This is a genomic window from Wolbachia endosymbiont (group A) of Pogonocherus hispidulus (assembly GCF_964028195.1).
Classification (GTDB): Bacteria; Pseudomonadota; Alphaproteobacteria; order Rickettsiales; family Anaplasmataceae; genus Wolbachia.
The window spans coordinates 1,450,306-1,474,022 of the sequence record NZ_OZ034750.1 but is presented as its reverse complement, the minus strand read 5'-3'; the positions used below and the strand labels follow the sequence as shown (position 1 = coordinate 1,474,022).

The 23,717-nt window shown below is 35.5% G+C and carries 23 protein-coding genes; 8 read left to right on the top strand and 15 right to left on the bottom strand.

The genetic code is table 11. The features are described 5' to 3' along the window. Nucleotides 1–49 precede the first annotated feature (49 nt). The 3 genes from ABWU58_RS07160 (at nt 50) to ABWU58_RS07150 (ending at nt 2,463) form a co-directional block, all read left to right on the top strand. A complete protein-coding gene (locus ABWU58_RS07160) occupies nt 50–1,618 on the top strand; it encodes a magnesium transporter MgtE N-terminal domain-containing protein (RefSeq protein ID WP_410542039.1) in 1,569 nt (522 codons plus the stop codon). Between the two features lie 45 nt (nt 1,619–1,663). Next, nucleotides 1,664–2,116: a hypothetical protein gene (locus tag ABWU58_RS07155; protein WP_353283054.1), complete on the top strand. Its 453-nt coding sequence runs from the start codon at nt 1,664–1,666 to the stop codon at nt 2,114–2,116. A gap of 101 nt (nt 2,117–2,217) precedes the next feature. Further along, nucleotides 2,218–2,463: a hypothetical protein gene (locus tag ABWU58_RS07150; protein ID WP_353283053.1), complete on the top strand. Its 246-nt coding sequence runs from the start codon at nt 2,218–2,220 to the stop codon at nt 2,461–2,463. A gap of 181 nt (nt 2,464–2,644) precedes the next feature. Here the strand turns inward: ABWU58_RS07150 and ccmE are convergent, their stop codons facing one another. From ccmE to ABWU58_RS07100, 10 genes are all read right to left on the bottom strand, one after another. Next, nucleotides 2,645–3,046: a cytochrome c maturation protein CcmE gene (gene ccmE, locus ABWU58_RS07145; protein WP_353283052.1), complete on the bottom strand. Its 402-nt coding sequence runs from the start codon at nt 3,044–3,046 to the stop codon at nt 2,645–2,647. Next, nucleotides 3,030–3,167: a hypothetical protein gene (locus tag ABWU58_RS07140; protein ID WP_182158513.1), complete on the bottom strand. Its 138-nt coding sequence runs from the start codon at nt 3,165–3,167 to the stop codon at nt 3,030–3,032. The genes ccmE and ABWU58_RS07140 overlap by 17 nt, the downstream gene beginning before the upstream one ends. After that, nucleotides 3,164–4,087: a biotin--[acetyl-CoA-carboxylase] ligase gene (locus ABWU58_RS07135; RefSeq protein WP_353283051.1), complete on the bottom strand. Its 924-nt coding sequence runs from the start codon at nt 4,085–4,087 to the stop codon at nt 3,164–3,166. The genes ABWU58_RS07140 and ABWU58_RS07135 overlap by 4 nt, the downstream gene beginning before the upstream one ends. A gap of 20 nt (nt 4,088–4,107) precedes the next feature. Then, a complete protein-coding gene (locus tag ABWU58_RS07130) occupies nt 4,108–5,547 on the bottom strand; it encodes a hypothetical protein (protein WP_353283050.1) in 1,440 nt (479 codons plus the stop codon). 50 nt (nt 5,548–5,597) lie between these two features. Next, the gene (locus ABWU58_RS07125) at nt 5,598–6,986 is read right to left on the bottom strand and encodes an NADH-quinone oxidoreductase subunit N (RefSeq protein ID WP_353283049.1); all 1,389 of its coding nucleotides are present in this window, start codon (nt 6,984–6,986) and stop codon (nt 5,598–5,600) included. Beyond that, the gene (locus ABWU58_RS07120) at nt 6,983–8,425 is read right to left on the bottom strand and encodes a NuoM family protein (RefSeq protein WP_353283048.1); all 1,443 of its coding nucleotides are present in this window, start codon (nt 8,423–8,425) and stop codon (nt 6,983–6,985) included. The genes ABWU58_RS07125 and ABWU58_RS07120 overlap by 4 nt, the downstream gene beginning before the upstream one ends. A gap of 3 nt (nt 8,426–8,428) precedes the next feature. Beyond that, complete coding sequence (gene nuoL / locus ABWU58_RS07115) at nt 8,429–10,285, bottom strand: NADH-quinone oxidoreductase subunit L (RefSeq protein WP_353283047.1); 1,857 nt, start codon at nt 10,283–10,285, stop codon at nt 8,429–8,431. 4 nt (nt 10,286–10,289) lie between these two features. Beyond that, the gene (gene nuoK / locus ABWU58_RS07110) at nt 10,290–10,598 is read right to left on the bottom strand and encodes an NADH-quinone oxidoreductase subunit NuoK (RefSeq protein ID WP_006012916.1); all 309 of its coding nucleotides are present in this window, start codon (nt 10,596–10,598) and stop codon (nt 10,290–10,292) included. Next, nucleotides 10,589–11,176, bottom strand: coding sequence for an NADH-quinone oxidoreductase subunit J (locus tag ABWU58_RS07105; protein WP_353283046.1), 588 nt, complete (start codon nt 11,174–11,176; stop codon nt 10,589–10,591). Before ABWU58_RS07105 ends, nuoK begins: the two co-directional genes overlap by 10 nt. A gap of 73 nt (nt 11,177–11,249) precedes the next feature. After that, the gene (locus tag ABWU58_RS07100; protein WP_353283045.1) at nt 11,250–12,152 is read right to left on the bottom strand and encodes a hypothetical protein; all 903 of its coding nucleotides are present in this window, start codon (nt 12,150–12,152) and stop codon (nt 11,250–11,252) included. A gap of 204 nt (nt 12,153–12,356) precedes the next feature. Between ABWU58_RS07100 and ABWU58_RS07095 the strand changes: the two genes are divergently transcribed. From ABWU58_RS07095 to ABWU58_RS07085, 3 genes are all read left to right on the top strand, one after another. Beyond that, entirely contained in the window at nt 12,357–12,785 is a 429-nt protein-coding gene (locus ABWU58_RS07095; RefSeq protein WP_353283044.1) for a hypothetical protein, read from the top strand. Nucleotides 12,786–12,907: 122 nt separating this feature from the next. Then, nucleotides 12,908–14,821 (top strand): ATP-dependent helicase, encoded by a 1,914-nt coding sequence (locus ABWU58_RS07090; protein ID WP_353283043.1) that lies wholly within the window; start codon nt 12,908–12,910, stop codon nt 14,819–14,821. A gap of 322 nt (nt 14,822–15,143) precedes the next feature. After that, nucleotides 15,144–16,025, top strand: a complete 882-nt coding sequence (locus tag ABWU58_RS07085) for an Rpn family recombination-promoting nuclease/putative transposase (protein WP_353283042.1) — start codon at nt 15,144–15,146, stop codon at nt 16,023–16,025. Nucleotides 16,026–16,029: 4 nt separating this feature from the next. Here the strand turns inward: ABWU58_RS07085 and ABWU58_RS07080 are convergent, their stop codons facing one another. The 5 genes from ABWU58_RS07080 to serS form a co-directional block, all read right to left on the bottom strand. After that, a complete protein-coding gene (locus tag ABWU58_RS07080) occupies nt 16,030–16,785 on the bottom strand; it encodes an alpha/beta hydrolase (RefSeq protein ID WP_353283041.1) in 756 nt (251 codons plus the stop codon). Between the two features lie 5 nt (nt 16,786–16,790). After that, nucleotides 16,791–17,318 carry a c-type cytochrome gene (locus tag ABWU58_RS07075; RefSeq protein ID WP_353283040.1) on the bottom strand — a complete coding sequence of 176 codons (528 nt, stop codon included), beginning with the start codon at nt 17,316–17,318 and terminating at the stop codon, nt 16,791–16,793. 133 nt (nt 17,319–17,451) lie between these two features. After that, nucleotides 17,452–18,006, bottom strand: a complete 555-nt coding sequence (locus ABWU58_RS07070; protein WP_353283039.1) for a hypothetical protein — start codon at nt 18,004–18,006, stop codon at nt 17,452–17,454. A 708-nt stretch (nt 18,007–18,714) separates the two neighbouring features. Beyond that, complete coding sequence (gene purD, locus ABWU58_RS07065) at nt 18,715–19,986, bottom strand: phosphoribosylamine--glycine ligase (RefSeq protein ID WP_353283038.1); 1,272 nt, start codon at nt 19,984–19,986, stop codon at nt 18,715–18,717. Nucleotides 19,987–20,020: 34 nt separating this feature from the next. Next, a complete protein-coding gene (gene serS, locus ABWU58_RS07060; RefSeq protein WP_353283740.1) occupies nt 20,021–21,298 on the bottom strand; it encodes a serine--tRNA ligase in 1,278 nt (425 codons plus the stop codon). A gap of 143 nt (nt 21,299–21,441) precedes the next feature. Between serS and ABWU58_RS07055 the strand changes: the two genes are divergently transcribed. Both ABWU58_RS07055 and dusB read left to right on the top strand, forming a co-directional pair. Continuing rightward, entirely contained in the window at nt 21,442–22,725 is a 1,284-nt protein-coding gene (locus tag ABWU58_RS07055) for a hypothetical protein (protein WP_353283037.1), read from the top strand. Nucleotides 22,726–22,753: 28 nt separating this feature from the next. Continuing rightward, the gene (dusB, locus tag ABWU58_RS07050; RefSeq protein ID WP_353283036.1) at nt 22,754–23,716 is read left to right on the top strand and encodes a tRNA dihydrouridine synthase DusB; all 963 of its coding nucleotides are present in this window, start codon (nt 22,754–22,756) and stop codon (nt 23,714–23,716) included. Nucleotide 23,717: the final 1 nt, after the last annotated feature.

The following is a 23,717-nucleotide window of genomic DNA, read 5'->3' as shown; positions in this document are numbered from 1 at the left end:
ATATACTAACTTAACAATAAATTAATCAATAAATGTTAGAATACTAACAATGAATTTATTGGTAACACCTATGAGTGGAAAAAAACATGTTTTTAAGATGGTGCCTGGAAAAGAGTTGTCAAAAGAACTTGGCAGTAACACCTATTGGGTTAACTTTGATCATCTTAAATTTGTTAGAAAAGTCGAGCTTACACCACTGAGTAAAGAAGATGGAGTACTAGAATTACCTATAAGATTTTGCAGCGGCCCTCTCTGGGGGGCTGGATTATATTGCATAGGGGAAAAGGGAAACACTCTGACATACAAAGTTTCTAGAAATGACCCGGATTATTCAAAAAACAGCCATGCATTTGTATATCACGGTAATACATTAGCTAGATTATCAGTGAAATCAGAGTTTGTGTATAATGGTATTACTAATGCTTTGAAGAATACTGTTGGATCGGAACAATTGAAATATCAATATGTAACATGGGAAGAGTCAGATACTGGTGACAATAAATATTATTTTTCAGACAGGGAAGGAAATATAATCGATTCACCTCACAACAGAGTATTACAAGACATGATATTATATGATGAGAAAAAGGCAATAAAAAATATACTATCTAGCATATCGGAGAACACAGTGGTGTCAAGCACATTTCCCAAAGTCTTTATTCAGGGCCTAACAGACGACCAACTAAAGACTCTTGCCAATACTCTTAGTAACGAGCAACTACAAAAAATAATTCCTGAGCTGAGTTCAAATCAACTAAAGACTCTTGCCAATACTTTTAGCAACGAGCAACTACAAAAAATCGTTCCTAAGTTGAGCTCAAACCAGTTGCAGGCTTTAGCAGAGAACTTAACAGATGAACAACTCCAAACTTTAGTGGATCATCTAACCAATCACCAATTACAAACTCTTGCTCAGGAACTAAATCCAGAAAAGTTACAAATAATTGTTCCTATTTTAAATGATGCTCAGCTTGAAGCTCTAGTGAGAGACTTAAATCCAGAGCAAGTAAAAGAAATTTTACCTCACTTAAAAGTGGATCAGTTCAAAGCACTTATTAAAACTTTAAATGACGAGCAATTTACAGTGCTTGCAAAAGACTTGGCTGAGCACCACTTGACAATACTCTCCAAAGAATTAGAAGGTGACCAGTTAAAAGCTTTAGTAAACAGCTTGCAGGAAGATCAACTGAAAGACTTAGTTAATAAGCTTGATCATGGGAAACTCGAAGCAATAGCTCAGGATTTAACTGATTCTAATAGGATTCAGATTATCATTAAGTCTTTAGCTAACAACCCAGAAAAACTTCAAGCTTTTGCTCGCAATATGTCTAATGAGCAGTTTAAAGAACTTTTGGATAACGTAGGTGCAGAAGAGCTTAAAGACATCATTCACAAACTGCCTTATGAAAAAGTAACAGCTGTGATTGGTGATCTTGGCAATCAAGATCAGTCTAAAGCTATTATTGATGCATTAAAAGGGAAACTTGACGAGCAGAGTAAACAGAACAAGGAAATGATTGAGATGCTCAAGCAAATCAAGGACGATATGCCAGAAATCGGACAGGCCCCAGACTTCACAATAGTAGACATTAATAATGACTCACTGTTATTTGTATAGTAGTGATTTATAAAGATAAGTAGTTTTTTATAGGAGGTAACTATTATGAGTAAAAATACAGAATTATATTCTAGTGAAGAAGTTGAATCAAATAATACATTACAACTTCCGAAGCCGGCGTTTAATAAACCAAATTTTGCAATACCAGAAATAAAGAAGATTACTACTAAAAGCGCACCGGATGGAATTGATATAACTAAGGTTATGGAAGAAAAAGAGATTAATGCTATACCGACGATCACGGTAAGCGTTAAGAATCTTAAAAATTTTTATGATGGTCTGATGAAAAGTATTAATAAATATAACGATGATGTAAGTGATGTGATTACAAGCGGCATAGTAAGACCACTGTCATCAACTATAGAAAACATAGGCACAAAGACAAGCGAGATAGACGCTAAACTTAAAGATCTTCAGGCTAGACTTGATGATATACCAGAGATTGGAGAATCTCCTCCATTACTCCATATTACTGGCGAAGAGAACGGATTGCTTTAATAAAAAAGGTAATAGCCTGATATCAGGCTGTTACCCTTTCCACATACCATTTCAATATAGCTGAGTTGATTTTGAAATTATAATTTTTTATAGGAGTTAGCATGAATAATAGTAAACAAGAAAGCAAAAACGAACTTAAAGTAATAAGCAAAATAGAAGTTAACACCAAACCTAAAGGTTATGATGAAACAGTTGCGCGAAATCCAGCGCAGCTTGGTTATGTCCACAAAGCTTTAGATAAATTAATCGCAGAGCTGAACACGAAATTCGTTCCTGAATTAGATGACAAGTTTGATAACTTAACTAGTACGATCGGTGATGATCAGACAAAAGGTACTTTAAAATAACAGCTTAAGCTGTTGAGAGACGAAGTAGATGGTTTAACATCACCGAAGAAGGAGATAGACCCAAATAACGAAGATGACTGGAAAGCACCAACTCACTTTGATATATTGTAAGTAGTTAGGAAAGTAACAGCTTGCTAGCAGGCTGCTGCTTTCTCCACATACTATTTAGGTACACCTGGGGTTAGGGAGTTTGTTTGAAAACTTTCGGCATATAGTTCTCATCATGTTTTGCAAACACCGTATCTGCAAGAAAGGTACTATTATCAAACATTTTACCTTGCACAACAATACCACTTTTTTCTGAAAACATTGGTGGAAGTATTCCCTGATATTTCACCATAACGCTTTTGTTAAAATCTGTCATTTGAAAAATTACTTCACTTTCGTTGCGTATCACGCTATTTTCAACAACCATCCCACCAACACGGATTGGCTTTTGATTATTTGGTAAAACTATTGCCTCACTTACTGTATAGAAAAATGAGATATTTTCTTTGAGCATCGTTAAAATAAAAAAGACTATGCAGCTTAAAAAGCAGAAAATTCCTGAAGTTATAAGTAATCGCTTATGTTTCTTCTTCATTATTATCTTTCAGGCTTTCTAGAATTTTTTTACTTTTAGTATAGCAAGAAATGGTAAAAATCAGTTCTCCGGTAATCAACGTAAAACTAATAAGGTAAGCAAAAATTACATATGTATTCATAATGCATTATCAATAAATAACTCACCTGCATCAAAATAAATTAAGCTTCCATCCTTTTGCTGCAACACCAATTTACCACTTTTATCTATATCAGCAAAAATTCCTTCATACAATTTGTCAGCTAACTTTACACTGATTTGTTCATTCAGCTTAAATGCTCTTGTGAGCCATATTTCTCTTATAGCATAAAACCCATCAAATAGCCATTGCTTCCTTAGCTTATTAAAGTTTATTATTAATTCTTTTAACAGGTCTGTATTAGATACAGACTCACCGTAATTGCTAATGCACGTTGTTCCTGGAAGTGGTGCATGATTGATATTAATTCCAATTCCTATAATGAGCCAATTCGAATTGGATCTTTTTTCAAGCAATATTCCACTTATTTTCTTGCCATCAATAAGGACATCATTTGGCCACTTATACTGGAGATTTAGACCATTTATAAATGACAGTATAGTATTTCCAACAGCAAAAGCAGTAACAAAAGTCAATTCTGTTAATTTGCTAACATCCGCAATTTTATTCACCAAACCCTTCTCTGTCATCCCAATGCCCTCTGATGTCATCCCAGTACCCTCTGATGTCGTCCCAGTACCCTCTGATGTCATCCCAGTGCTTGACACTGGGATCCATTCTTCTTTTTTTCTAGATTCCAGCGTCACGCGCTGGAATGACACCGAAAGCTGGCTTTCATTCAGATAATCGTTAAAGAGGTTTATTACCAAACTCGCATAGAAATTACCTTCTGGAGAAACCCAACTTTTTCCGGTGCGCCCCCTGCCTTCTGTTTGTTTATCGGCAATAATAACAGTTTCATTTGATACTCCTTTATCAATTAAATCCAACGCTTCTTCATTAGTGCTTGAAACTTCTTTGTAATGATGAATACGAAAGCTCTCAAATGTTTCAGGGATCATTTTCTTAATTGTATCAAAAATTATCCAGAAAAACTGCTGATACGGTTAGCAGAACTTGATAATACAGGTGATTGCATATTGCTATATGGAGTCCTATTGTCATTTACGTTATAGGACGTTGCTTCAGGACCACTTTCCACACCTTCAATTATTGAGGTTAAAGATGGTTTATATTGGTAAGCTAGTGATGGTGTAATTGAATCACCCCAATTAGTATCCCAAGAAGTATAACTATTTGTCATACTAGCATGATTAGAACAAGACGCAGATGTAGTTATTGAAACGTCAGTTGAAGTTACACTACATACATCATCAGCTTTGTGAAAATCAATACTATTAGGCTGTTGCTGTTTACGTTGATCAAGTGCTACCCGTAGTTTAGCAAACATTGGTAAGCTAGTCAATGCTTGATCTAGACTGTTTAGAGGAGAAGACGTGCTTGGATAAGAAGGCAATGAATCTAATAATGTGTTCTCTCTAGTTTGTTCGCATGGAACCCTATTATCATTTACATCATAGGACATTGCTTCAGGACCGCTGTTAACATTTGTTTCAGTAAGTGGAAATTCCCGTTCGTAATTAGGAGCTTCCCCTGCATTCTCAGAAAGTCTAGTATAATTTACTTCATAATCAACGCTATCAAAAATTTTTTTATTTACATCATATAAAAGCTCCTTCTTTGGTTGAAAAGACTGCACTGATGGATTATCACTTCCTAAGCTTGCTTGTAGACTCTCTGATTCTTGTATTGATGAAAACATAGAAGTATGACAACTGCTAGAGCAATTACGCATAAGAGATACCCGTCTTCGATGCTCGAATATATCATGAACATTATTTAGTCCAGAAAAATTATCATCTAGATTTTGAACATAATTACCACTACCTTCAGAACTATTATGTCTATCCATGAAAATTGATGGTAAGATAGAAAATGGTTGATTCTGGTTTATGCTATTCAGAGGCGAGGTAGTTTCTGGATATGGTGGCAACGATTCCTCTGTTTGGTTAGCTTGCTGATCAGCACCATTAACCATAACGTTTTCAGGTTGCGGTGTTTCTGTTTCTTCCACTGGATCATCAACTGGTGGTTGTTGTGGAATAGGAATAACCGACTTTTCAGGCTCTTGCGAAAGCAACGGCGGCGTAGGAGTAGGTGCATCTTTTTCTTGTACTAGACTTTGTCCTTTTTCTTCATTTTTACTTCTTGGTTCGCTACTAACCTTATTAGATTTACCCTTACTGCGTATGGCGGAAATAGTAAATGCTGCTAATGTAATTACTGAAGCTAATACAGCAACTGCAGAAATGGCAAAAATTGCCAGAGGAGCTGTAGAAATTACAATACCAAATTTAATTGCTAAAGCAACATAAGGGAAATATAAAACAGCTACAGTGCTCGATCCTCCTAGCAAGAGAGCGGCAATTGAAAATTTCAAAACAGTTTTTCTTTTACTCATTTTTCTTCACATACAATATTAAAAATCAATTAATTATAAACACTAAATTGTTAATTTGTCAATGCATTGATCAATGAGTAAAGATCTTCTACATACAAGAAAAGAACAAGGTTGATCAGTGAAGCCACTGAAGTGATAATGAATAGACCTTTAGAATAAGCAACCTTATTACCACTAGCTTTATCAAAATACATAACTTTTATGATATTTAGATAATAGTAACACGATATAACACTTGCCATTACAAGGATCAAAGACAGGGTGATAAAGCCAGAATTTATTAAACTTTTGAATATAAAAAATTTAGCGATAAAACCTGCAAGTGGAGGTATTCCCGACATCGAGAGTAACAGCACAGAAAGATGAAATGCTACAATTGGGCGTTTCTTCCCTATACCAGATAAATTTGTAATATCACAATCATCATCGTTCATTTGTATGAAATATGAGAATAGCCCTATGCTTGTGATGATATATATAACCAGATACATTAAGGCACTATCTGTTCCTGCTTGTGTAAAAATAGAAAGTGAAGCAAATATAAAACCAATGTGACCAATTGAACTGTAAGCAAGCAGCCTTTTTAAGTTTTGCTGACGCAAGGCCCCAAAAGCTGAGATAAGCACAGACAATGCTGAAACGTATAAGAAAATAGGCTGAACATAACTTTTTACATTTACTAACTCTTCATTCATCAATCGAATTAAAAATGTTACAAGTGCAGCTTTTGGGGCCGTAGAAAAAAACGCAGTTACTATGGTAGGTGCACCTTGATAGACATCTGGAGCCCACATATGAAAAGGAACAATAGCAAGCTTGAAACACAAACCAATTAGAACAAAGACTAACCCAAAGACTATTCCATAAGTTATCTGATGGTTTTGCAAGAATGAACTGAGCTCAGAGAAATTGACTTGTCCTGTATATCCATAAAGCAGCGACATTCCATATAGCATAATGCAGGAAGATAGTGCACTAAGTGTAAAATATTTCACTCCCGCTTCACATGAATAAATCGAATCTTTATTAAAGCTCGCAAGAACATATAAAGATATACTCATCAACTCAAAAGCTAAGTAAAAAGAAATCAGACTATTTGCTGAAACTAAAGTTATCATGCCAAATAGCGCAAAAAGAATCAGTATTGAAAATTCATATTTATAGTCATATTTTGATAAATTCAGCATCAAAAGTATTAAAATTCCTGTGCTGAGAATTAACCCTTGGGCTGACCTGATGTATAAATTGAGTTTTAACAACGAATTAAAGAGAAAAATTTCATTGTTTTCTGCCGAAATAATTAAAATAATCAAAGTTATCACTGTGCAGCCAAGTGCTAATAAGTTGATAGTTCGGCGGTTAAATATAATTCCAAGCAGTAGCAACACTAACGAGGAGATAATAGAGAACATTTCCGGCAATATCTGTATATAATTCATAGCGCATCATATTTGACTAACAAATTTGCCATACATGGCTTCAAATAATTCAGTGCAAGGGTTGGGTAGAATCCAAGCAAAATAACAAACACTGCAAGCAGAATTAAGACAGAAAATTCTATGCTATCCAAGCGGTTATTTAATAATTTAGAATAGCTAACCCCCCATATTATTTGCTTACATAAATTCAGCATATAAACTGCGCTTAAAATAGTGCCAAGAGCGATAAATCCTGTAAAAAACCCTATGCTCTTAAACATTCCAACCATAGCCAAAAACTCACCTACGAACCCAGATGTTCCAGGTAGCCCTATTGAAGCCATTGAAAATAAAATGAACATAAAACCAAATTTTGGCATTGTGTTTACTATGCCAAAATATTTTGCAATCTCCAAAGTCCCAGTTCGAGTATATAGCATTCCAACACATAAAAATAAAGCAGCAGAAATAAGGCCATGACTAATCATTTGAAATATGCTACCCAGTACTCCTTCCTCACAAAATGAAAAGAGGCCAGCAGTAACGATCCCCATATGTGCTATTGAAGAATAAGCTATTAACTTCTTTATATCATCTTGAGCAAACGCAACTAGAGAAGCATATATCACCGCAATAATGCTCAGCACAACAACGAAATTTGAAAAATACAAACTTGCCTGAGGAAGCATTGGAATAGAAAACCTTAAAAATCCATATCCCCCCATTTTAATAAGCAAGCCAGCTAAAATCACAGATCCAGAAGTTGGTGATTGCACATGTGCATCAGGAAGCCAAGTGTGAAATGGAAACATCGGTACTTTTATTGCAAAAGAAATAAAAAATGCAATCCACAGCAATGACTGTACTTTAAGATCAAGGCTTGGCACTAATGTAGCTAATTCTTGTATATTAAACGTCCCAAAAATGCTATAGATGTACACCAATCCAAGTAGAAATAATAATGAGCCAGTTAATGTATAAAGAAACAACTTAAACGTCGCATATACCCTTTGCTTCCCTCCCCAAATGCCAATAATAAAGAACATTGGTATTAAAACAGCTTCAAAAAACACATAAAAGCTTATAGCATTCAATGAAATAAAAAAACCGACTACAAAGCTCTCAAGTAGCAGAAACAATGCCATGTATGGCTTGAGAGTCGTATAACTCATTTTGCAATTATAGAGCATACAAATAACAAACAAGAAGGTCGTAAGTAGAAGGAAAAGCAACGATATTCCATCCACCCCTATTCCAATATCTCTTACTGGATAGCTGACAAACTGAAAGTCCGCATCGTTATAATCAAATTCTATACAAGCTACAATGCTAAGCAAAAATGGAAGTACAGCAAAAAATAGGGCAAGGAATCTTAGGTGTATAGATTGATGATTAATCCTGATCGAGGATAAAGTCAACGCTCCTATCAGTGGAAGCAAGAATATACTAAGTAACAACACCTTCTATTTAATTCCAATAATATATAAAGCACCGATTATTAAAGTAACAAACATAATAAATGCATAATCAAATATATAACCAGTTTGTAACTTTATAGAACTTTTTGAACATTCATTAACCAACCTTACAACACCATTTGGTCCAAATGAATCAATAGCCTTAACATCAAACTTCCATAGAAGCCTAGATATAAACCTTATCGGTGCAATTATAACAAACTCATACACCTCATCAAAGTACCATTTATTCTGCAAAAACTTAAGTAAAAATTTACTCTTAATTTGCCTAATTACTTGATATTGGTAAATCAGGTACGCAAGAGCTATTCCACTTAGGCTCGCTAAGGTTGGCAGTAGTTTTATAAAGAAATTATGAACTCCATGCTCATCAATCACCATTAAACTTGATTTCCAAAACGCATTACTAGTTATGTTCAAAATATTTGCTCCCCACACTCCAGAAAATACCGATCCAAAAGCAAGTATCAGTAATGGTATAAGCATAATCTTCGGTGCTTCATGTATATTAATTTTACTTTGTTTTTGGCTATGGAACACAAGAAGCAATAACCTCCAAGAGTAAAACGCTGTGAAGAATGCAACAACTAAGCTTATTACAAAAGCAAAGCTATCCGTGCTATAAGCATGTTCAATTATCAAATCCTTTGAGTAAAAACCTGCAAATGGAAATATTCCAGAAAGCGCAAGAGACCCAATCCACATGAGAGCGTAAGTGCAAGGGATTTTCTTCCAGCAATTTCCCATTTTCTGAATGTTTTGCTCATGATGCATTGCATGAATTACATTGCCAGCACCAAGAAATAGTAGAGCTTTAAAAAAAGCGTGTGTCATTAAATGAAAAATAGCAACATTGTAAGCAGAAAGCCCACATGCCATGAACATATAACCAAGTTGACTGCAGGTTGAATAAGCAATTATCTTCTTTATATCGTTCTGAGTAATCGCAACAGTAGCTGCAAAAAAAGCAGTGAGCGCACCAACAATAACTATTAATTCTCGTGCCACATTTGATAACTCAAACAATGGAGAACATTTTGCTATTAAAAATATACCTGCTGTTACCATCGTTGCTGCGTGAATGAGTGCAGAAACAGGGGTTGGCCCTTCCATTGCATATGGCAACCAAACATGTAAACCAAGCTGTGCAGATTTACCCATACAGCCAATAAAAAGTAATATGCATATTATATGAATTATTTTAAATTCACAGCAGAATGCCCTAATGTTCTGTGCGCCAAGAAGATCAGCTGTGTCAAAAACTTCAGTAAATTTCAAAGAGTGAAATGTATAATAAATGAGAAAGATCCCAATCAATAGTGCAAAATCTCCTACCCTATTCACAACAAATGCTTTAATTGCTGCATTATTTGCAGAATATTTTTGGAACCAAAATCCTATGAGTAAATAAGAACATAGGCCAACCCCTTCCCAGCCAAAAAAAAGCTGCACGAAATTATCGCTTACAACCAGCACAATCATGCAAAACGTAAATAGCGATAGGTAAGAAAAAAACCTCGACTTCCCCTTATCATGCTCCATATAACCGATAGAATAGAGATGTACTACCAGTGAAACAGTGGTAATAACAATAAGCATTAAGGATGAGAGAGCATCCACACTAATTGCCCAATTTACTTTTAATACACTTAATGAAAATAGAGGAAATAAAACTAAATGATAGTTTTCAGAGAAGGTAAGAAAAACATACCAAGATAAAACTGCAGATATTCCAATCCCTGCAGTTGTAATTAACTGACTAAAAACATCTCTTCTAAAAAGTGCTGCAAATAGCGAACCAAAAAGTGGCAAAAATACTATTAATTTCAGTATATACGTCATACTTTCATTCTTTCATTAAGTTCGCTTGTTCAACATCTATATTGCCACGGCTTCTATAATATACAACCAATATTGCAAGCCCAACTCCTGACTCTGCTGCTGCAACAGTCAACACAAACATCACAAAAATTTGCCCAACTATATCATTCATAAAGGCAGAAAAAGCAACTAGATTGATATTAATTGCCAGCAATAATATTTCTATTGATAACAGTATATTGATTATGCTCTTACGGTTAATGAAAATACCGCACACCCCAATAGTGAACAAAACAGCAGCAACTATCAAAAAATGATTTAATCCTATTTCCATTCTACTCCTTTTCCAAATTTAGCCTTAACCAATTTTACAGATGAAGATTGTGTCAATTGCTTTAATACATTCTGTTTTTTAACTCCTTTTTTCTTGTCCTGCAAAGTAAGAGCGATTGCACCGACAATTGCAACAAGCAGCAGAATACCAGAAAGATGAAAAGCGTACATGTAGTCAGTGTAGAGCAAATTACCGATAGCTTTCACGTTATTGGTATTATAGTTTATAACATTGCTTATATTCGGTGCTGAGCTGCGGATTACAAAGCTGATGACTAGAAAAAACACAACGCATAACATAGCACCAAGAGTGAAATGCTTCGCAAAACCCTGGCGCAATTTTATGTAGTCAATATCGAGCATCATAACTACAAAGAGGAATAACACTGCAACCGCACCGATGTATACTATCAATACCATCATAGCGATGAATTCAGCTCCAAGGAGAATAAAAAGAACTGCAGAATTAACGAAGGTGAAAATTAAAAATAATACTGCATGCACAGGATTTCTTACGCTAATCACACAAACAGCAGATAAAATGCTAAGAATCGAAAAAAAATAAAAGAAAAAAGGCATCGATACTTTAACTGCAACAACAATTACTAATTTAAAGTGACTATCGTTGTAAAGTCAATACTAAATGCCTACCTTATGGATGAACTTGCGATTGTGATTTTAAACACTCAGGAGTAAGGACATTCTTAATCGCAGTACCTATGCTCATATGGCGATCCTTTTGCCTTTCTTCACTTACTTTCTCGCAAAACTTTCCAATACCATAACCCACCAGTGCATCAACAACAGTGGCTGCAATAAATACTGCAACAGCACCAACAGGAGTTAAAGTAGTAGCTCCTGAAAGGTATGCTATAGCTGCTCCAATAATTGCACCACCACTTAAAGCACAACAAGTTTTATAGATACTTGTCTTGATCTTCACTTCTGTTTGTGGATTTGGCACTCCCTTCTGCTGTTTTACATCAGGTGCAGACTGTACCCCCTGTTCCTTTTTATTAGTGTCACCTTGGTTTTGATTGTTGGCTTTATTAATTAATCTGCCACTACTTAAATCGGTACTCGCTGATAAATCCCTTTGATTCCGCACGTCAAGTTTTGAAGCTTCTTCTATCTGTTCAAGTGCTATTGCAAGTAAACGTCTACCAATCTCCGTACCATCTGAACTACCACATTTCTCCAAAATCTTCGAAATATATTCTACATAGCTCCCAATAGATTTTATATACCCTCTTAATATGTCTATCTTACCTTCATTGACATATTTTTCAATAGTATCAGGGTAAAGTTTATCAAGTATTAGCACATAGCGGATTTCTGTTTCCTTAATTGCTTTAATAAATTGCTCAGAAGGTTTCCCTACACATTCAATATACTTATCTATGATATCGGTATTTTTTTTAGATAACTCTGCAGCACCTCGTCCTGATTCATATCTTTCTAATTTGTGTCCGTCTCTACACAGCAACATGCCCACAACAGCACTTTCCAATTCTTTAAGCGATATTTTTCCTTGGTCATCAGAGTTAGTAGGCATATTTTCTCCTATTTACTATACTTAACATACAATAATTTTAACTAATATTTTCACAATTGTCAAATTTAGGCGTCCATTTTTCTTAAAGTTCAAGACAAACAACAAAAACTTTACACAATGCAAACAATAATGTTAACTTGTTCTTGACAACTTTAATTTATTAATGCATAATATATGTATATTAATAGTCAACGGTAGCTCAAAATGTACAACATATTTGGTTATTTCAAAAGCAACAATAGTTCTAACGCACAAAGTAGCAGACTAGATGGAGAAAGTTATCAATACACCACAAGAGATTACATGACAATTTACTTCAATAACACACTAGCAAGTTTCAGTAGATCATTGAGAGAATTTAAAGAAAAAGCGTATGGATTTGTGTATGATATCGGAGCTTGGTTGAAAGAAACATATGAAAGTCTCACTGAACGACCTGCAACGCGTAATCACTATACCCCAAAAGAAAAACCACTTGTTGAAGTTGAAGAAATAGAAATGAAGGAACTAAACCATACATATAAGCCATTCCAAACTCCACCTATCCACCCAACAAGCAGAAGTTCTGGTGCCAACACCTCAAATCAAGTTGTTGTTACTCAGCATACACCTGAAACTACCCCAACAAGATAGATGCAAAACCTACGTTTAAAGTACTTGAGTGAAGCATTCTTTAACTGTTCTATTCAATAAAACCTTTACAATCTTTTGATCATAGGTTTAACTTTACGAAGTTATAATCTATAGGGCTGCAAATGAACGATTATCTCTCACTGCTAAATCCAGAACAACAATCAGCTGTAACTAACATAGATGGACCGGTTTTAATATTGGCAGGAGCCGGAACGGGAAAAACAAGAACGATTACTTCAAGAATAGCGCACATAATTAGAAACGGTCATGCTTATTCTGATGAAATATTAGCTGTTACATTCACAAACAAAGCAGCAAATGAGATGGTATCAAGGGTACTTGAGCTAACAGGCACAAACATACCATGGCTTGGCACTTTCCATGCAATTGCAGCAAAAATTCTACGTCATCATGCTGAAGTCGTGGGGCTAAATTCCAATTTTACAATTATTGGTGTGGATGACCAATTACAGGTAATAAAAAATATTATTAATGAAATAAGCCCTGATTACCTATCAGAAAAATGTAAGACCATTATGAATATTATTCAGCAATGGAAAGAGAAGTGCTTATTGCCACCTGAAGTGGAAGATATTCAATCATTTAGGCCAGTGTACGTAACTGCACTCAAAGTCTATCACCAGTATCAGGAAAGGTTAAAATTCCTTAACTCTGTCGATTTTGGTGACTTATTGCTATATAACATACAACTCTTTAATCAAAAGACCGAAGTTCTGTCCTACTACCAAAACAAGTTTAAGTATGTCATGGTAGATGAGTATCAAGATACAAATGCAATACAATATCTTTGGCTAAAATACCTTGCAAAAGAGCATTCAAATATTTGCTGTGTAGGAGATGATGACCAGTCGATATATAGTTGGCGTGGTGCAGAAGTTGAAAATATTTTGAAATTTTCCGATGATTTTAAAAATGCAAAAACCGTTAAACTAGAGTGTAACTACAGGTCAACATCTCACATACTTGCAACTGCGTCATATGTTATCAATCACAATAAGACTCGCTTAGAAAAAAAATTGTGGACAACAAACGTTGAAGGGGAAAAGGTAAATCTAACAAAATTATGGGACGGAAAAGCTGAAGCAAGGTTCATAAGCGAACAGATATTAAAGCTCAATAAATACAGATTTAGTGACATTGCAGTGCTGGTAAGGGCCACTTTTCAAACTAGAGTTCTCGAAGAGTATTTTATAAAATATTCAATTCCCTACAAGATTATAAGTGGCGTAAAATTCTACGAACGTCAGGAAGTCAGGGATATAATTGCATATTTAAGGCTTGTTACAAACAATAACGATGACTTAGCTTTCGAAAGGATCGTAAATCGGCCAAAAAGAAGCATAGGAGCTACAACTCTAAAGAAAATATACACGACTGCTCAGGATAACAAAATTTCTTTTTTTGAGGCAGCAAAAATATTAGTTAATAGTAATCAAGTAACCGAAAGAATTAAACTCTCACTAAATGATTTTTTAAATAAAATTAAAGCTTGGGAAGAAATAGTAAGCGTAAAACCACTGCATGAATTCGTTAAAATCGTAGCAAACCAATCAGGGTATATTGAAATGCTTGAAAATGAGGAGGTAACAGGCTTAGCACGAATAGAAAATGTCAAGGAGCTCATCTCATCTTTAAAAAATTTCGATAATGCCACAACTTTCTTGGAGCATATAAGTCTAGTGATGGAAGTGGATAATATGAATAACGATGACACCGTATATGTTATGACTCTTCATGCAGCCAAAGGACTTGAATTCCCGTGCGTGTTTCTACCTGGTTGGGAAGAGGGATTATTTCCTCATCAAAGATCTTTTGAAGATAAAAGTGGTAAAGCTTTAGAAGAAGAAAGGAGACTTGCATATGTTGGCATAACCAGGGCAAAGGAAAGGTTAATCATTTCATGTGCAGATAGGAGGGAAATTAACAACCAGTGGCAACCGATGCGCACTTCTCGGTTCATTAAAGAATTGCCAAGAGAAAATGTTGAGGTAATCAAGAGTAACGCCTACTGTTGAAGCTATAACTGCAGATAAACATATCTTACAAATCTGAATTACTTCAACTATATGTGTAACCAGACTGCATTCTGTGATTTTTAGCAAAACACGATCTTTCATTTGAGCTTTCTTCAATTTAAAATAAATACAGAAAATTGCTGCCTATAGCTAAACTGACTTACGACAATTTGAAAAACCGTCATTCCGCTACTAGTTAGCGGCCGAGATACCGCGGCGGTATGACGGTTCGCGGCGGCATAGCTATAGCTATCTTCAAAAATATGGTTGAATAATTGTTAATAATAGTGTATAATTATTAATATTTTCAAGCATTTTTGCCATGGCTCTTTCAAAATTTCTCGATCCTCGCAATGATTTGTGTTTCAAAAAAATCTTTGGAACGGAAAAAAATAAGAATATCCTGATCCACTTTTTGAACGATATTTTAGGGTTTACTGAGATAAATGCAATACAAGAAGTTGAATTCCTCAGTACTATTATGGATCCCGAAGTTGCCTCTGATAAACAAAGTATTGTTGATGTTCTCTGCAAGGATTCTCACGGAAATAGATATATAGTAGAAATGCAGCTCGCTAGAGACAAGGGCTTCGAAAAACGCGCTCAATTATATGCCGCTAAAGCCTACTCAAGACAATTAGATAAATCTGGCAACTACATTGATTTAAAGAAAGTCTTCTTTATTGCTATATCAAATTGTAACTTACTTCCTGAAGAAGTTGATTATATCTCTACTCATAATATACGTGATATAAAAACCAACGGCCATTACTTAAAAGATTTTCAATTTATCTTTATAGAATTGCCCAAATTTTCAAAAAGCAGAGTGGAGGAACTAGAAAGCACAATAGAAAGGTGGTGTTTCTTTTTTAAATACGCAGAAGAAACAACAGAAGAGGACTTAAAAGAGATAGCAGAAAAAGCGCCAATAATAAAGCTAGCATATGATGAATTAGACAAGTTTCGTTGGAACGAAAAAGATTTAGTAGCTTACGAAGAAAGAATAATGGATCTACGGAAAGAAGAAGCCATTCTTGAATACAGACTTGATCTTGCTGAAGAGAAAGGTAAAAAAATTGGTAAAGAGGAAGGGAAAATTGAAGTTGCAAAAGCAATGCTGGCTAATAATGTTGACGTCAACACTATTGTCAAGTTTACAGGCCTTTCTATTAGTGAGATTGAAGAATTAAGAGGAAATCTGTGAACGGTTACCTATATGTTTCTCCTGGCAAAAATTCTCTAATGGTCTTAAATAAAACTTCCAGCGAACGATTGTCAGACATGTTATGCTCTGCTGATTTTATCAAGTATACTTCAACATCGGTTGACTTGATTTTTTCAGCTAAATTCAATGAAGTTTGATAAGGAATATCTTTATCATTAATGCTATGCAGTAAGCGCACAGGACAGTTTATATCTATTGTCTCTTTGTTTAAAAGAAGGTTCTTTCTGCCATCTTCGATCAAATTTTTAGTTATTTTGTATGTACAACGCTCTGAAGTGAAATCTATTACACCGTTAGAATCTAGTTCTTCTTTTTGCTTGCCTGACAATTGCTTGAATATCAAATCTTCAGTGAAATCATGGGCAGACGATATGCCGATTAATGCTGCAATTTTTTCTGGAAATTGAAGGGCAGTGAGCAGCATCAGCCATCCTCCCATACTTGAACCTATAATTATTTGTTTATCGCTAGTTAATTCACTCATCACTTTAGCACAATTTTTTTGCCAATCACTTATTGTATAATTAGAAAAATTACCGCTTGAATTACCGTGACCAAAATAATCAAATAGCACAAGTGCTACGTCATTTTCTTGGCAAAATTTGTAAATAGCAGTTGCTTTCGTTCCATCCATATTGGATGCAAATCCACCAAAAAAAACTACAGAAGCTTTCCTCCCTGACAGCTTTTTGTAAGCTATATAACCATTATTTTCGCAAGGCAACTTAAAATAATTCATAACAATTACTTTGGCAAAGCAACCGGACTATCGCTTAATTGACGCAAATAACTGACTAAGTCTGCAATTTCTTGTGGATTGGAAATACCTGCAAATGCCATACGTGTACCTTTTATATAGGCTTTTGGGTTCTTTAAAAAGGCAAATAGCTCCTCATACCCCCATTTTCCACCTCTTTCAAGCACTGCTTTTGAGTAATTGAATGAGTTGCCAAGATGAGCCTTTTTGTTTCCAACTACGTTCCATAAGTTTGGTCCTACTTTATTCATTCCACCTTTCTCAAAACTATGGCAGGCTATACATTTTTTTGCTGCTGATTTACCTTTCTCAAAGCTAGCATTCTGCATGAGCGCTCCAATATCGAGCGCCACTTGCTCGATTTTTTGCTGAGATTCATTGCTGCCAGCAGCTACTATCGTTTGGTGTTCGATCTCATATTCTTCCGGACTATACAGCATATCAACTACATTACTAACTATCATAATGATTAGCCCAGAAAGTAAAATCGATGCTGCAATCTTATTAAGCTCCATAGTTAATTTTTATTAAGTAATGTTACTTAAATTATGCGAATATTTTCGCAAATAGCAACCAATTACCTTGAAGCTCGCTAAAGATTAGAGTCTCTACCACTTAAAATAAGAGTAAGCCTCCTTCCCGTTCTGCTTAAGCAGTCCGTGGTCCAAGCACATAATCATCTGACATAATACATTCATGTATACTTCCTGCAAACATTGATGCAACAGTTACACCTGTAACTATTCCTGTGGGTAATGCAATGGCTCCTATTCCTGCACCTGCTGCTATTGCCCACCAAGTTGCAAAGATACCAGGAAGAACAGCATTTGCGGTTGCAGCAAGGCTCACTCCAGTTGCTACACTTGCAATTGCCATAAAAAGAAAGGGTGTTATAAGAGCTGCTATTGCACGTTTCTCTACAATACCTTCTTCCTTTTTCCCTTCGTTAATATTATTGCGAAGGTAATAGCGTGCTCCTATAGCCATAAGTGTTAGCAAAGCCGGAAATACAGCACCAATAACTCCACCTATAACCAAAGGTGACAGAGCTGTAAAACTAAGCCCTAGCCCTGCAAGAGCTCCTATTACAGCACCCACTCCTACAACAGCTCCTACAACTATTCTTGCGAAAGACTGCAATTCATAAAACTCATCTATTTTTTTATTCAAAGGGTAAACATAATCATATTTTCTGCCACTCATATAACCTCCTTAATGCTTTATTGAAAAGCATACATTAGCACTTTTACATCGAACTGTCAAGCTACCAAAAGTATATAATTATTTTCAGAAGAATAAAATAGACTTCTTGCATAGAAAAAGGCAAAAGAAACTCCGGTTGATATCTATTTTTAAATATTGGCGTTTCTTTATGTTTTAAACGCTGCAATTTAGCTGCTTTTAAGTGCAACTAACCTTAGCTTTAATATTTAAGAAATTTACTAAGCAGAAAAAAAGGCAAAAGAAGCCCCGTGGTTGGCTAGTTACTTACATTATACTTTCAAGTATGGCGTTTTTTTATTCTAAACGCTTAATAACCGCGATTCAGCTGCTTTTAAATGCAACTAACCTAAATTATAAACGTTAAGAAATTTACTAAACAGAAAAAAAGGCAAAAGAAACCCTAGGGTAGCTAGTTATTCACTATCCATTTTTTAAGTTGGCGTTTTTTTATGTTTTAAACGCTTTATAAGCGCGTTTCAGCTTATGTAGGTAGAAATTTTATAAAGACATAAGGTGCACATAGTGCAAAAAATTAAACATGATACGCCAGATACGTGAGTTTTTTTGTCATTTAATCTGTACAGAGAAGATAAATAAATAGCTTCAGTTTCATGATAAGGGGGCTGGCGGAGTTTGTCAAGTAAGTTTTTTCGTTTCTATGAGCTACCTGTTAACCGACAGCTAACATTAACTACCAATATCGTATCTGAAGAAGCCCCCTGGCCATTCTAAAAAATTTAATGCTGAGTACACCTTACTTTTGGCTTCCTCTATAGTGCTCCCTTCTGCTACTATATTTAGCACTCTTCCGCCATCTGAAACCCAATTACCACTCTCATCTAATTTAGTACCAGCGTGAAATACCAATATACCAGGAATGCTTTCAATTTTATCTAATCCCTTAATTACTTCTCCCTTTTGATAATCACCCGGATAGCCTTTACTTGCAACAACCACACAAATTGTAGATTTGTTATTAAGCTCTACCGTTTTGGTACTTAACTTTCCTTCTGCAACTGACAACATCAATTTTAACAAATCGCAATTTGAATCAAATCTAGGTAATATAGATTGCGTTTCTGGATCACCGAATCTAACGTTATACTCGAGAAGTTTTGGGCCATCTCTGCAAATCATTAAACCAGCAAAGAGTACTCCCTTATAAGGCGTACCCATGTTAACCAATGCTTGAGCTGTAGGGTATATTATTTTTTGGATGATTTTTTGCTCCATGTCCTTACTTATAATTGAAGGTGATGAGTACGATCCCATACCCCCAGTATTTTGGCCTTCATTATTTTCATTCACTCTCTTATAATCTTTTGCGCACCCAAGAGTTACTACTTTCAACCCATCAACAAGAGCAAAAAAACTTACTTCTTCTCCAATTAAAAATTCTTCTATGATTATTTCTTCACCTGATTCACCAAATTTTTTCTCCACTAGCATTGAATCTATTGCTGAAAAAGCTTCGTTTTCTGCGCAACATATCATCACGCCTTTCCCTGCTGCAATTCCATTTGCTTTCACTACAAGTGGAAACTTTATTTTATTGCTACGTACAAAATCTTTAGCTAATCCTTCATCAACAAAACACTCATACTTGGCAGTTGGTATGCCATATCGCTTGCATAGTCCCTTGGTGAAAGACTTTGATCCCTCAAGTTTTGCAGTTGCTTGACTCGGAGCAAAAACATTTATTCCCTCTGCAACTAAATCATCAGCAAGCCCATCAATTATTGGTTGTTCTGGACCAATAACAACCAACTCTATATTTTCTCTCTTGCAAAATTGTGTAACATCCACTGAATTTTGAATATTTACATCCACAAGAGTCCCAAGATCTTTCATAGCTTGGCGACCAGGAGTTACATATAACTCAGTCAAGATAGGAGATTTTTTTAGAGCCCAAAGTAGAGCGTGCTCACGTCCACCAGAACCTATAACCAGAACCTTCATCTTTATTTCCTCGCTTTTCTATATGTCAAAATTATTATTTGCTTATAACAGTATCATTACTCATGTATTTTTGCAACACGTTTGGTATTGCAATCGACCCGTCAGAATTTTGATAATTCTCCATTATGGCAACAATCGTTCTTCCTATAGCTAAAGCTGAGCCGTTTAAAGTGTGAACATATTTTTTTATCTTTTTATCAGTTTCTGAAGAGTATTTAGCGTTCATCCTTCTTGCTTGAAATGCACCACAATTTGAGCAGCTTGATATTTCTCTATATTTATTTTGCTCAGGTAACCATACCTCTATGTCATAAGTCCTTTGTGCAGCAAAACCCATATCACCACTACACAGTAGCATTACTCTATACGGTAATTCTAGTTTTTTTAATATCTCTTCAACAACACTCGTCATGCGCTCAAGTTCATCATTTGATTGGTCTTCAGTTGTAATACTCACCAACTCCACTTTACCAAATTGGTGTTGCCTTATCATGCCTCTCGTGTCTCGCCCTGCGCTGCCTGCTTCTTTACGAAAACACTCTGAATACGCAGTAAAACGAATAGGCAGTTCTTTTTCCTCTACTATTTTATCAGCAACCAAATTTGTTAAAAACACTTCACTTGTGGGAATCAACCTCAATTCGTCGGTAGTTAAATACGAATCGTCAGAAAATTTCGGTAGCTGACCAACATTATACATAGCTTCGTTTTTCACCAAAGCTGGGTGGTACACCTCAGTATAGCCAAATTCATTAACATGCATTTCAAGCATAAAATTTATTAGCGCTCGTCCAAGCTTAGCTAACTGTCCTTTTAATATCGCAAATCTTGATCCGGAAATTTTCGCCGCTTGTTCGAAGTCCATTAAACCTAATTTTTCTCCGAGTTCATAATGAGATTTTGCTGTAAAATCAAACTGTCTTTTTCCTCCATATCTTCTCACCTCTAAATTAGAGTTCTCATCTGCGCCTATTGGCACATCTTGCGCAGAAGTATTTGGTAAGCTAGATAAAACATTCACTAACTTATCCTTTTCTGCTTGTTCTTTTAAGCTGATTGCCTCTATCTCATTTGTGATGCTTTTTGATGATTTTATTTGCTCTTCACAGGGGCTCTTGCTCATTTTAAGCTTCTTTATTTCCTCTGTGATTTCATTGCGCTGCCTATTTAAATCTTGCAATTTAGTGGTTAATGACCTTTTCTCGTGATCAATTTCTAATATCTCTTTTGCAGTAGATTCTCTAATTTCCCTGCTTCTCATTGCCTTTTCAAATCCTTCAGGGTTTTTGCGTATATATTCTATATCGTGCATATATTGTGCTATTACTAACATTGCTACTGTACTTCAAAAGCTCTTAATACTCAATATTTTCTCATACTACTAAAATTATTATGGTTGATTTTTTTGTTAGAATTTGTTAAAATTTAATTAACTTAGCGTTCATAGGATATAGTATGTTGGGCATCACAGAAAAATATAATCAATTTAAAGAGAGCACTTACTTTGCTGGTGGGAAATTCGTTATCTACGCTACTTGTGTATGCCTAGCAGCCACATTTGCTGTTGGCTGTTTGGGGTTGATAATAGGATTTCCTCTATTGACCTTTCCACTTGCTATGCTAATTTCTCATCCTGTGATTTGGATTATAATGGGAATAGTTGTTACAGCAGCATACAAAATGGTTGTTGAACCTTTATTTTACTTAGCGAAGGGTTATATTAATGGGAAAGGAGCAGGTCAAGGTGAGCAAAAAACTCAAGATGGAGATAGTGGTATTGTACCAGGCAGTGAACCCGATTCAAGGAACAGTAGCCGTAGAAGCTCTTTGGATAGTGGTTTGGGTGGTAAAGAGTTTCATGAAAATTTGGACACTCTTGTGCATCAGACAAATAGAAAGAATTACGCTTACTGGTTGCAGCAACATGATATTGCTCATATTGCAAGAATTAAATATAAGTATTCAGAAGGTTTTACGGATGGTGTATTCTTCTGTATCCCTGGTAATCTTGACTCTTTAAATGAAAGATTGAAAGAATATAAAAATAAAGCAGAACAGGAAAATCTAAAAGTAACGTTCACTTCAGTGGTGAATTTAGGAAATCTTCATTGGACCACACTAGTTGTCGCGTACAACCCAGATGATAAACAATTTAGTGCTTATTACTGTGATTCCTTTAGTGCTAAATTACCAAGTCCTGGTAGTAAACGTAGTAGTATAAAACTTGCAAATGAAATTAAAGACAAGTTATTTACACCTCTTACTAACCAAGCCAGTGAGTTAAATGCACAAGGAAAAAAAGAAATGGGTCAAGATGTCCGAAAAACAGCACAAACGTGTCGGGACAAGAAAAATGAATTAATTAATGTCCCAATAAATACTGATAATATAGTGAGCGCACTGGAAGCAGTTTTGGAAATAGAAAACTGTAATATAAGAAGCTCCGGAGCCAGACAACAAAGCGATGGGCATAACTGTGGAATATTCGCATTAGAAAATGCTCGTAGAGTTACACAAATGCTTAATGAAGGCAAATCATTTGATGAGATTGACAAAAAGTTATCAGAATATAAATTTGATTTGAATGGGAAAAGAAGAGAGTTTGCAAAAGTACTTATGGAGGATAAAGAGTGGAGAGAAAATCTAGAAAATGAACTTTTATGCGATCTTTCGCCAAGGACGAAGACATCTTCTACTTCAGAGGTGCAGCATACGGGCTCGTTTTGTAACATTACGTAGTTCACAATGAAGAATTATCATTAACCTCATGCCCCTGCAAATAGGAAGTTTGACGATTGATTCTTCAGTTATTTTAGCTCCAATGTCAGGGGTAACTGATTATCCGTTTAGAAGTATTGTAAAGAAGCTAGGTGCAAGTTTGTTGGTTTCAGAGATGATTGCAAGCAGAGCCATGATCATGCAAACTCGCCAGAGTCTACAAAAAGCAAAAGTTGATGAGCTAACTGCTGTTCAGCTTGCTGGATGCGAGCCGGATGTAATGGCAGAGGCTGCAAAACTAAATGAGGATATGGGTGCAAAAATAATAGATATAAATTTCGGTTGTCCTGTTAAAAAAGTTGTAAACGGTTATGCAGGATCAGCGCTAATGCGTGATGAGAAAAAAGCCGCTGAGATAATTGAGGCTGTAGTCAAGGCAGTGAATGTGCCAGTTACAGTGAAAATGCGCACTGGATGGAACGATGAAAATCGCAATGCTCCGCGTTTAGCAAAAATTGCCGAGGAGTTAGGAGCAAAAATGATTACTGTGCATGGAAGAACAAGAGCGCAGCTCTATAACGGTCAAGCAGATTGGAAATTCGTTAGAAATGTTAAAGAACAAGTAAAAATCCCAGTTATAGTGAATGGTGATATTAAAAATTTAAATGATATTCAGAATGCTCTCAAAGAATCTGGAGCAGACGGAGTGATGATAGGTCGTGGTGCCTACGGTAAACCTTGGCTGATTAATCAAGCAATGAACTTTCTCAGTGAAAGTGAAACTTCTGAACCAACAGCTTCAGAGAGATTAAGCATCATACTCGAGCATTACGACAATATTCTTGAGTACTATGGAAATGACACAGGAATAAAGATGGCCCGCAAACACATAGGTTGGTACAGTAGCGGGCTTCAAAGCTCATCTGAATTTCGCATGAGAGTAAATAACATGACAGATAGCACGGAAGTAAAAGAAAATATTATTGGCTTTTTTGGTCAAGAGACACACTAGC

What these genes read in the sequence shown, in the direction of transcription:
- ABWU58_RS07160 (WP_410542039.1), top strand. Translation starts at nt 50, where the DNA reads ATGAATTTATTGGTAACACCTATGAGTGGAAAAAAACATGTTTTTAAG.
- ABWU58_RS07155 (WP_353283054.1), top strand. Translation starts at nt 1,664, where the DNA reads ATGAGTAAAAATACAGAATTATATTCTAGTGAAGAAGTTGAATCAAAT.
- ABWU58_RS07150 (WP_353283053.1), top strand. Translation starts at nt 2,218, where the DNA reads ATGAATAATAGTAAACAAGAAAGCAAAAACGAACTTAAAGTAATAAGC.
- ccmE (WP_353283052.1), bottom strand. Translation starts at nt 3,046, where the DNA reads ATGAAGAAGAAACATAAGCGATTACTTATAACTTCAGGAATTTTCTGC.
- ABWU58_RS07140 (WP_182158513.1), bottom strand. Translation starts at nt 3,167, where the DNA reads ATGAATACATATGTAATTTTTGCTTACCTTATTAGTTTTACGTTGATT.
- ABWU58_RS07135 (WP_353283051.1), bottom strand. Translation starts at nt 4,087, where the DNA reads ATGATCCCTGAAACATTTGAGAGCTTTCGTATTCATCATTACAAAGAA.
- ABWU58_RS07130 (WP_353283050.1), bottom strand. Translation starts at nt 5,547, where the DNA reads ATGAGTAAAAGAAAAACTGTTTTGAAATTTTCAATTGCCGCTCTCTTG.
- ABWU58_RS07125 (WP_353283049.1), bottom strand. Translation starts at nt 6,986, where the DNA reads ATGAATTATATACAGATATTGCCGGAAATGTTCTCTATTATCTCCTCG.
- nuoL (WP_353283047.1), bottom strand. Translation starts at nt 10,285, where the DNA reads ATGACGTATATACTGAAATTAATAGTATTTTTGCCACTTTTTGGTTCG.
- nuoK (WP_006012916.1), bottom strand. Translation starts at nt 10,598, where the DNA reads ATGGAAATAGGATTAAATCATTTTTTGATAGTTGCTGCTGTTTTGTTC.
- ABWU58_RS07105 (WP_353283046.1), bottom strand. Translation starts at nt 11,176, where the DNA reads ATGCCTTTTTTCTTTTATTTTTTTTCGATTCTTAGCATTTTATCTGCT.
- ABWU58_RS07100 (WP_353283045.1), bottom strand. Translation starts at nt 12,152, where the DNA reads ATGCCTACTAACTCTGATGACCAAGGAAAAATATCGCTTAAAGAATTG.
- ABWU58_RS07095 (WP_353283044.1), top strand. Translation starts at nt 12,357, where the DNA reads ATGTACAACATATTTGGTTATTTCAAAAGCAACAATAGTTCTAACGCA.
- ABWU58_RS07090 (WP_353283043.1), top strand. Translation starts at nt 12,908, where the DNA reads ATGAACGATTATCTCTCACTGCTAAATCCAGAACAACAATCAGCTGTA.
- ABWU58_RS07085 (WP_353283042.1), top strand. Translation starts at nt 15,144, where the DNA reads ATGGCTCTTTCAAAATTTCTCGATCCTCGCAATGATTTGTGTTTCAAA.
- ABWU58_RS07080 (WP_353283041.1), bottom strand. Translation starts at nt 16,785, where the DNA reads ATGAATTATTTTAAGTTGCCTTGCGAAAATAATGGTTATATAGCTTAC.
- ABWU58_RS07075 (WP_353283040.1), bottom strand. Translation starts at nt 17,318, where the DNA reads ATGGAGCTTAATAAGATTGCAGCATCGATTTTACTTTCTGGGCTAATC.
- ABWU58_RS07070 (WP_353283039.1), bottom strand. Translation starts at nt 18,006, where the DNA reads ATGAGTGGCAGAAAATATGATTATGTTTACCCTTTGAATAAAAAAATA.
- purD (WP_353283038.1), bottom strand. Translation starts at nt 19,986, where the DNA reads ATGAAGGTTCTGGTTATAGGTTCTGGTGGACGTGAGCACGCTCTACTT.
- serS (WP_353283740.1), bottom strand. Translation starts at nt 21,298, where the DNA reads ATGCACGATATAGAATATATACGCAAAAACCCTGAAGGATTTGAAAAG.
- ABWU58_RS07055 (WP_353283037.1), top strand. Translation starts at nt 21,442, where the DNA reads ATGTTGGGCATCACAGAAAAATATAATCAATTTAAAGAGAGCACTTAC.
- dusB (WP_353283036.1), top strand. Translation starts at nt 22,754, where the DNA reads ATGCCCCTGCAAATAGGAAGTTTGACGATTGATTCTTCAGTTATTTTA.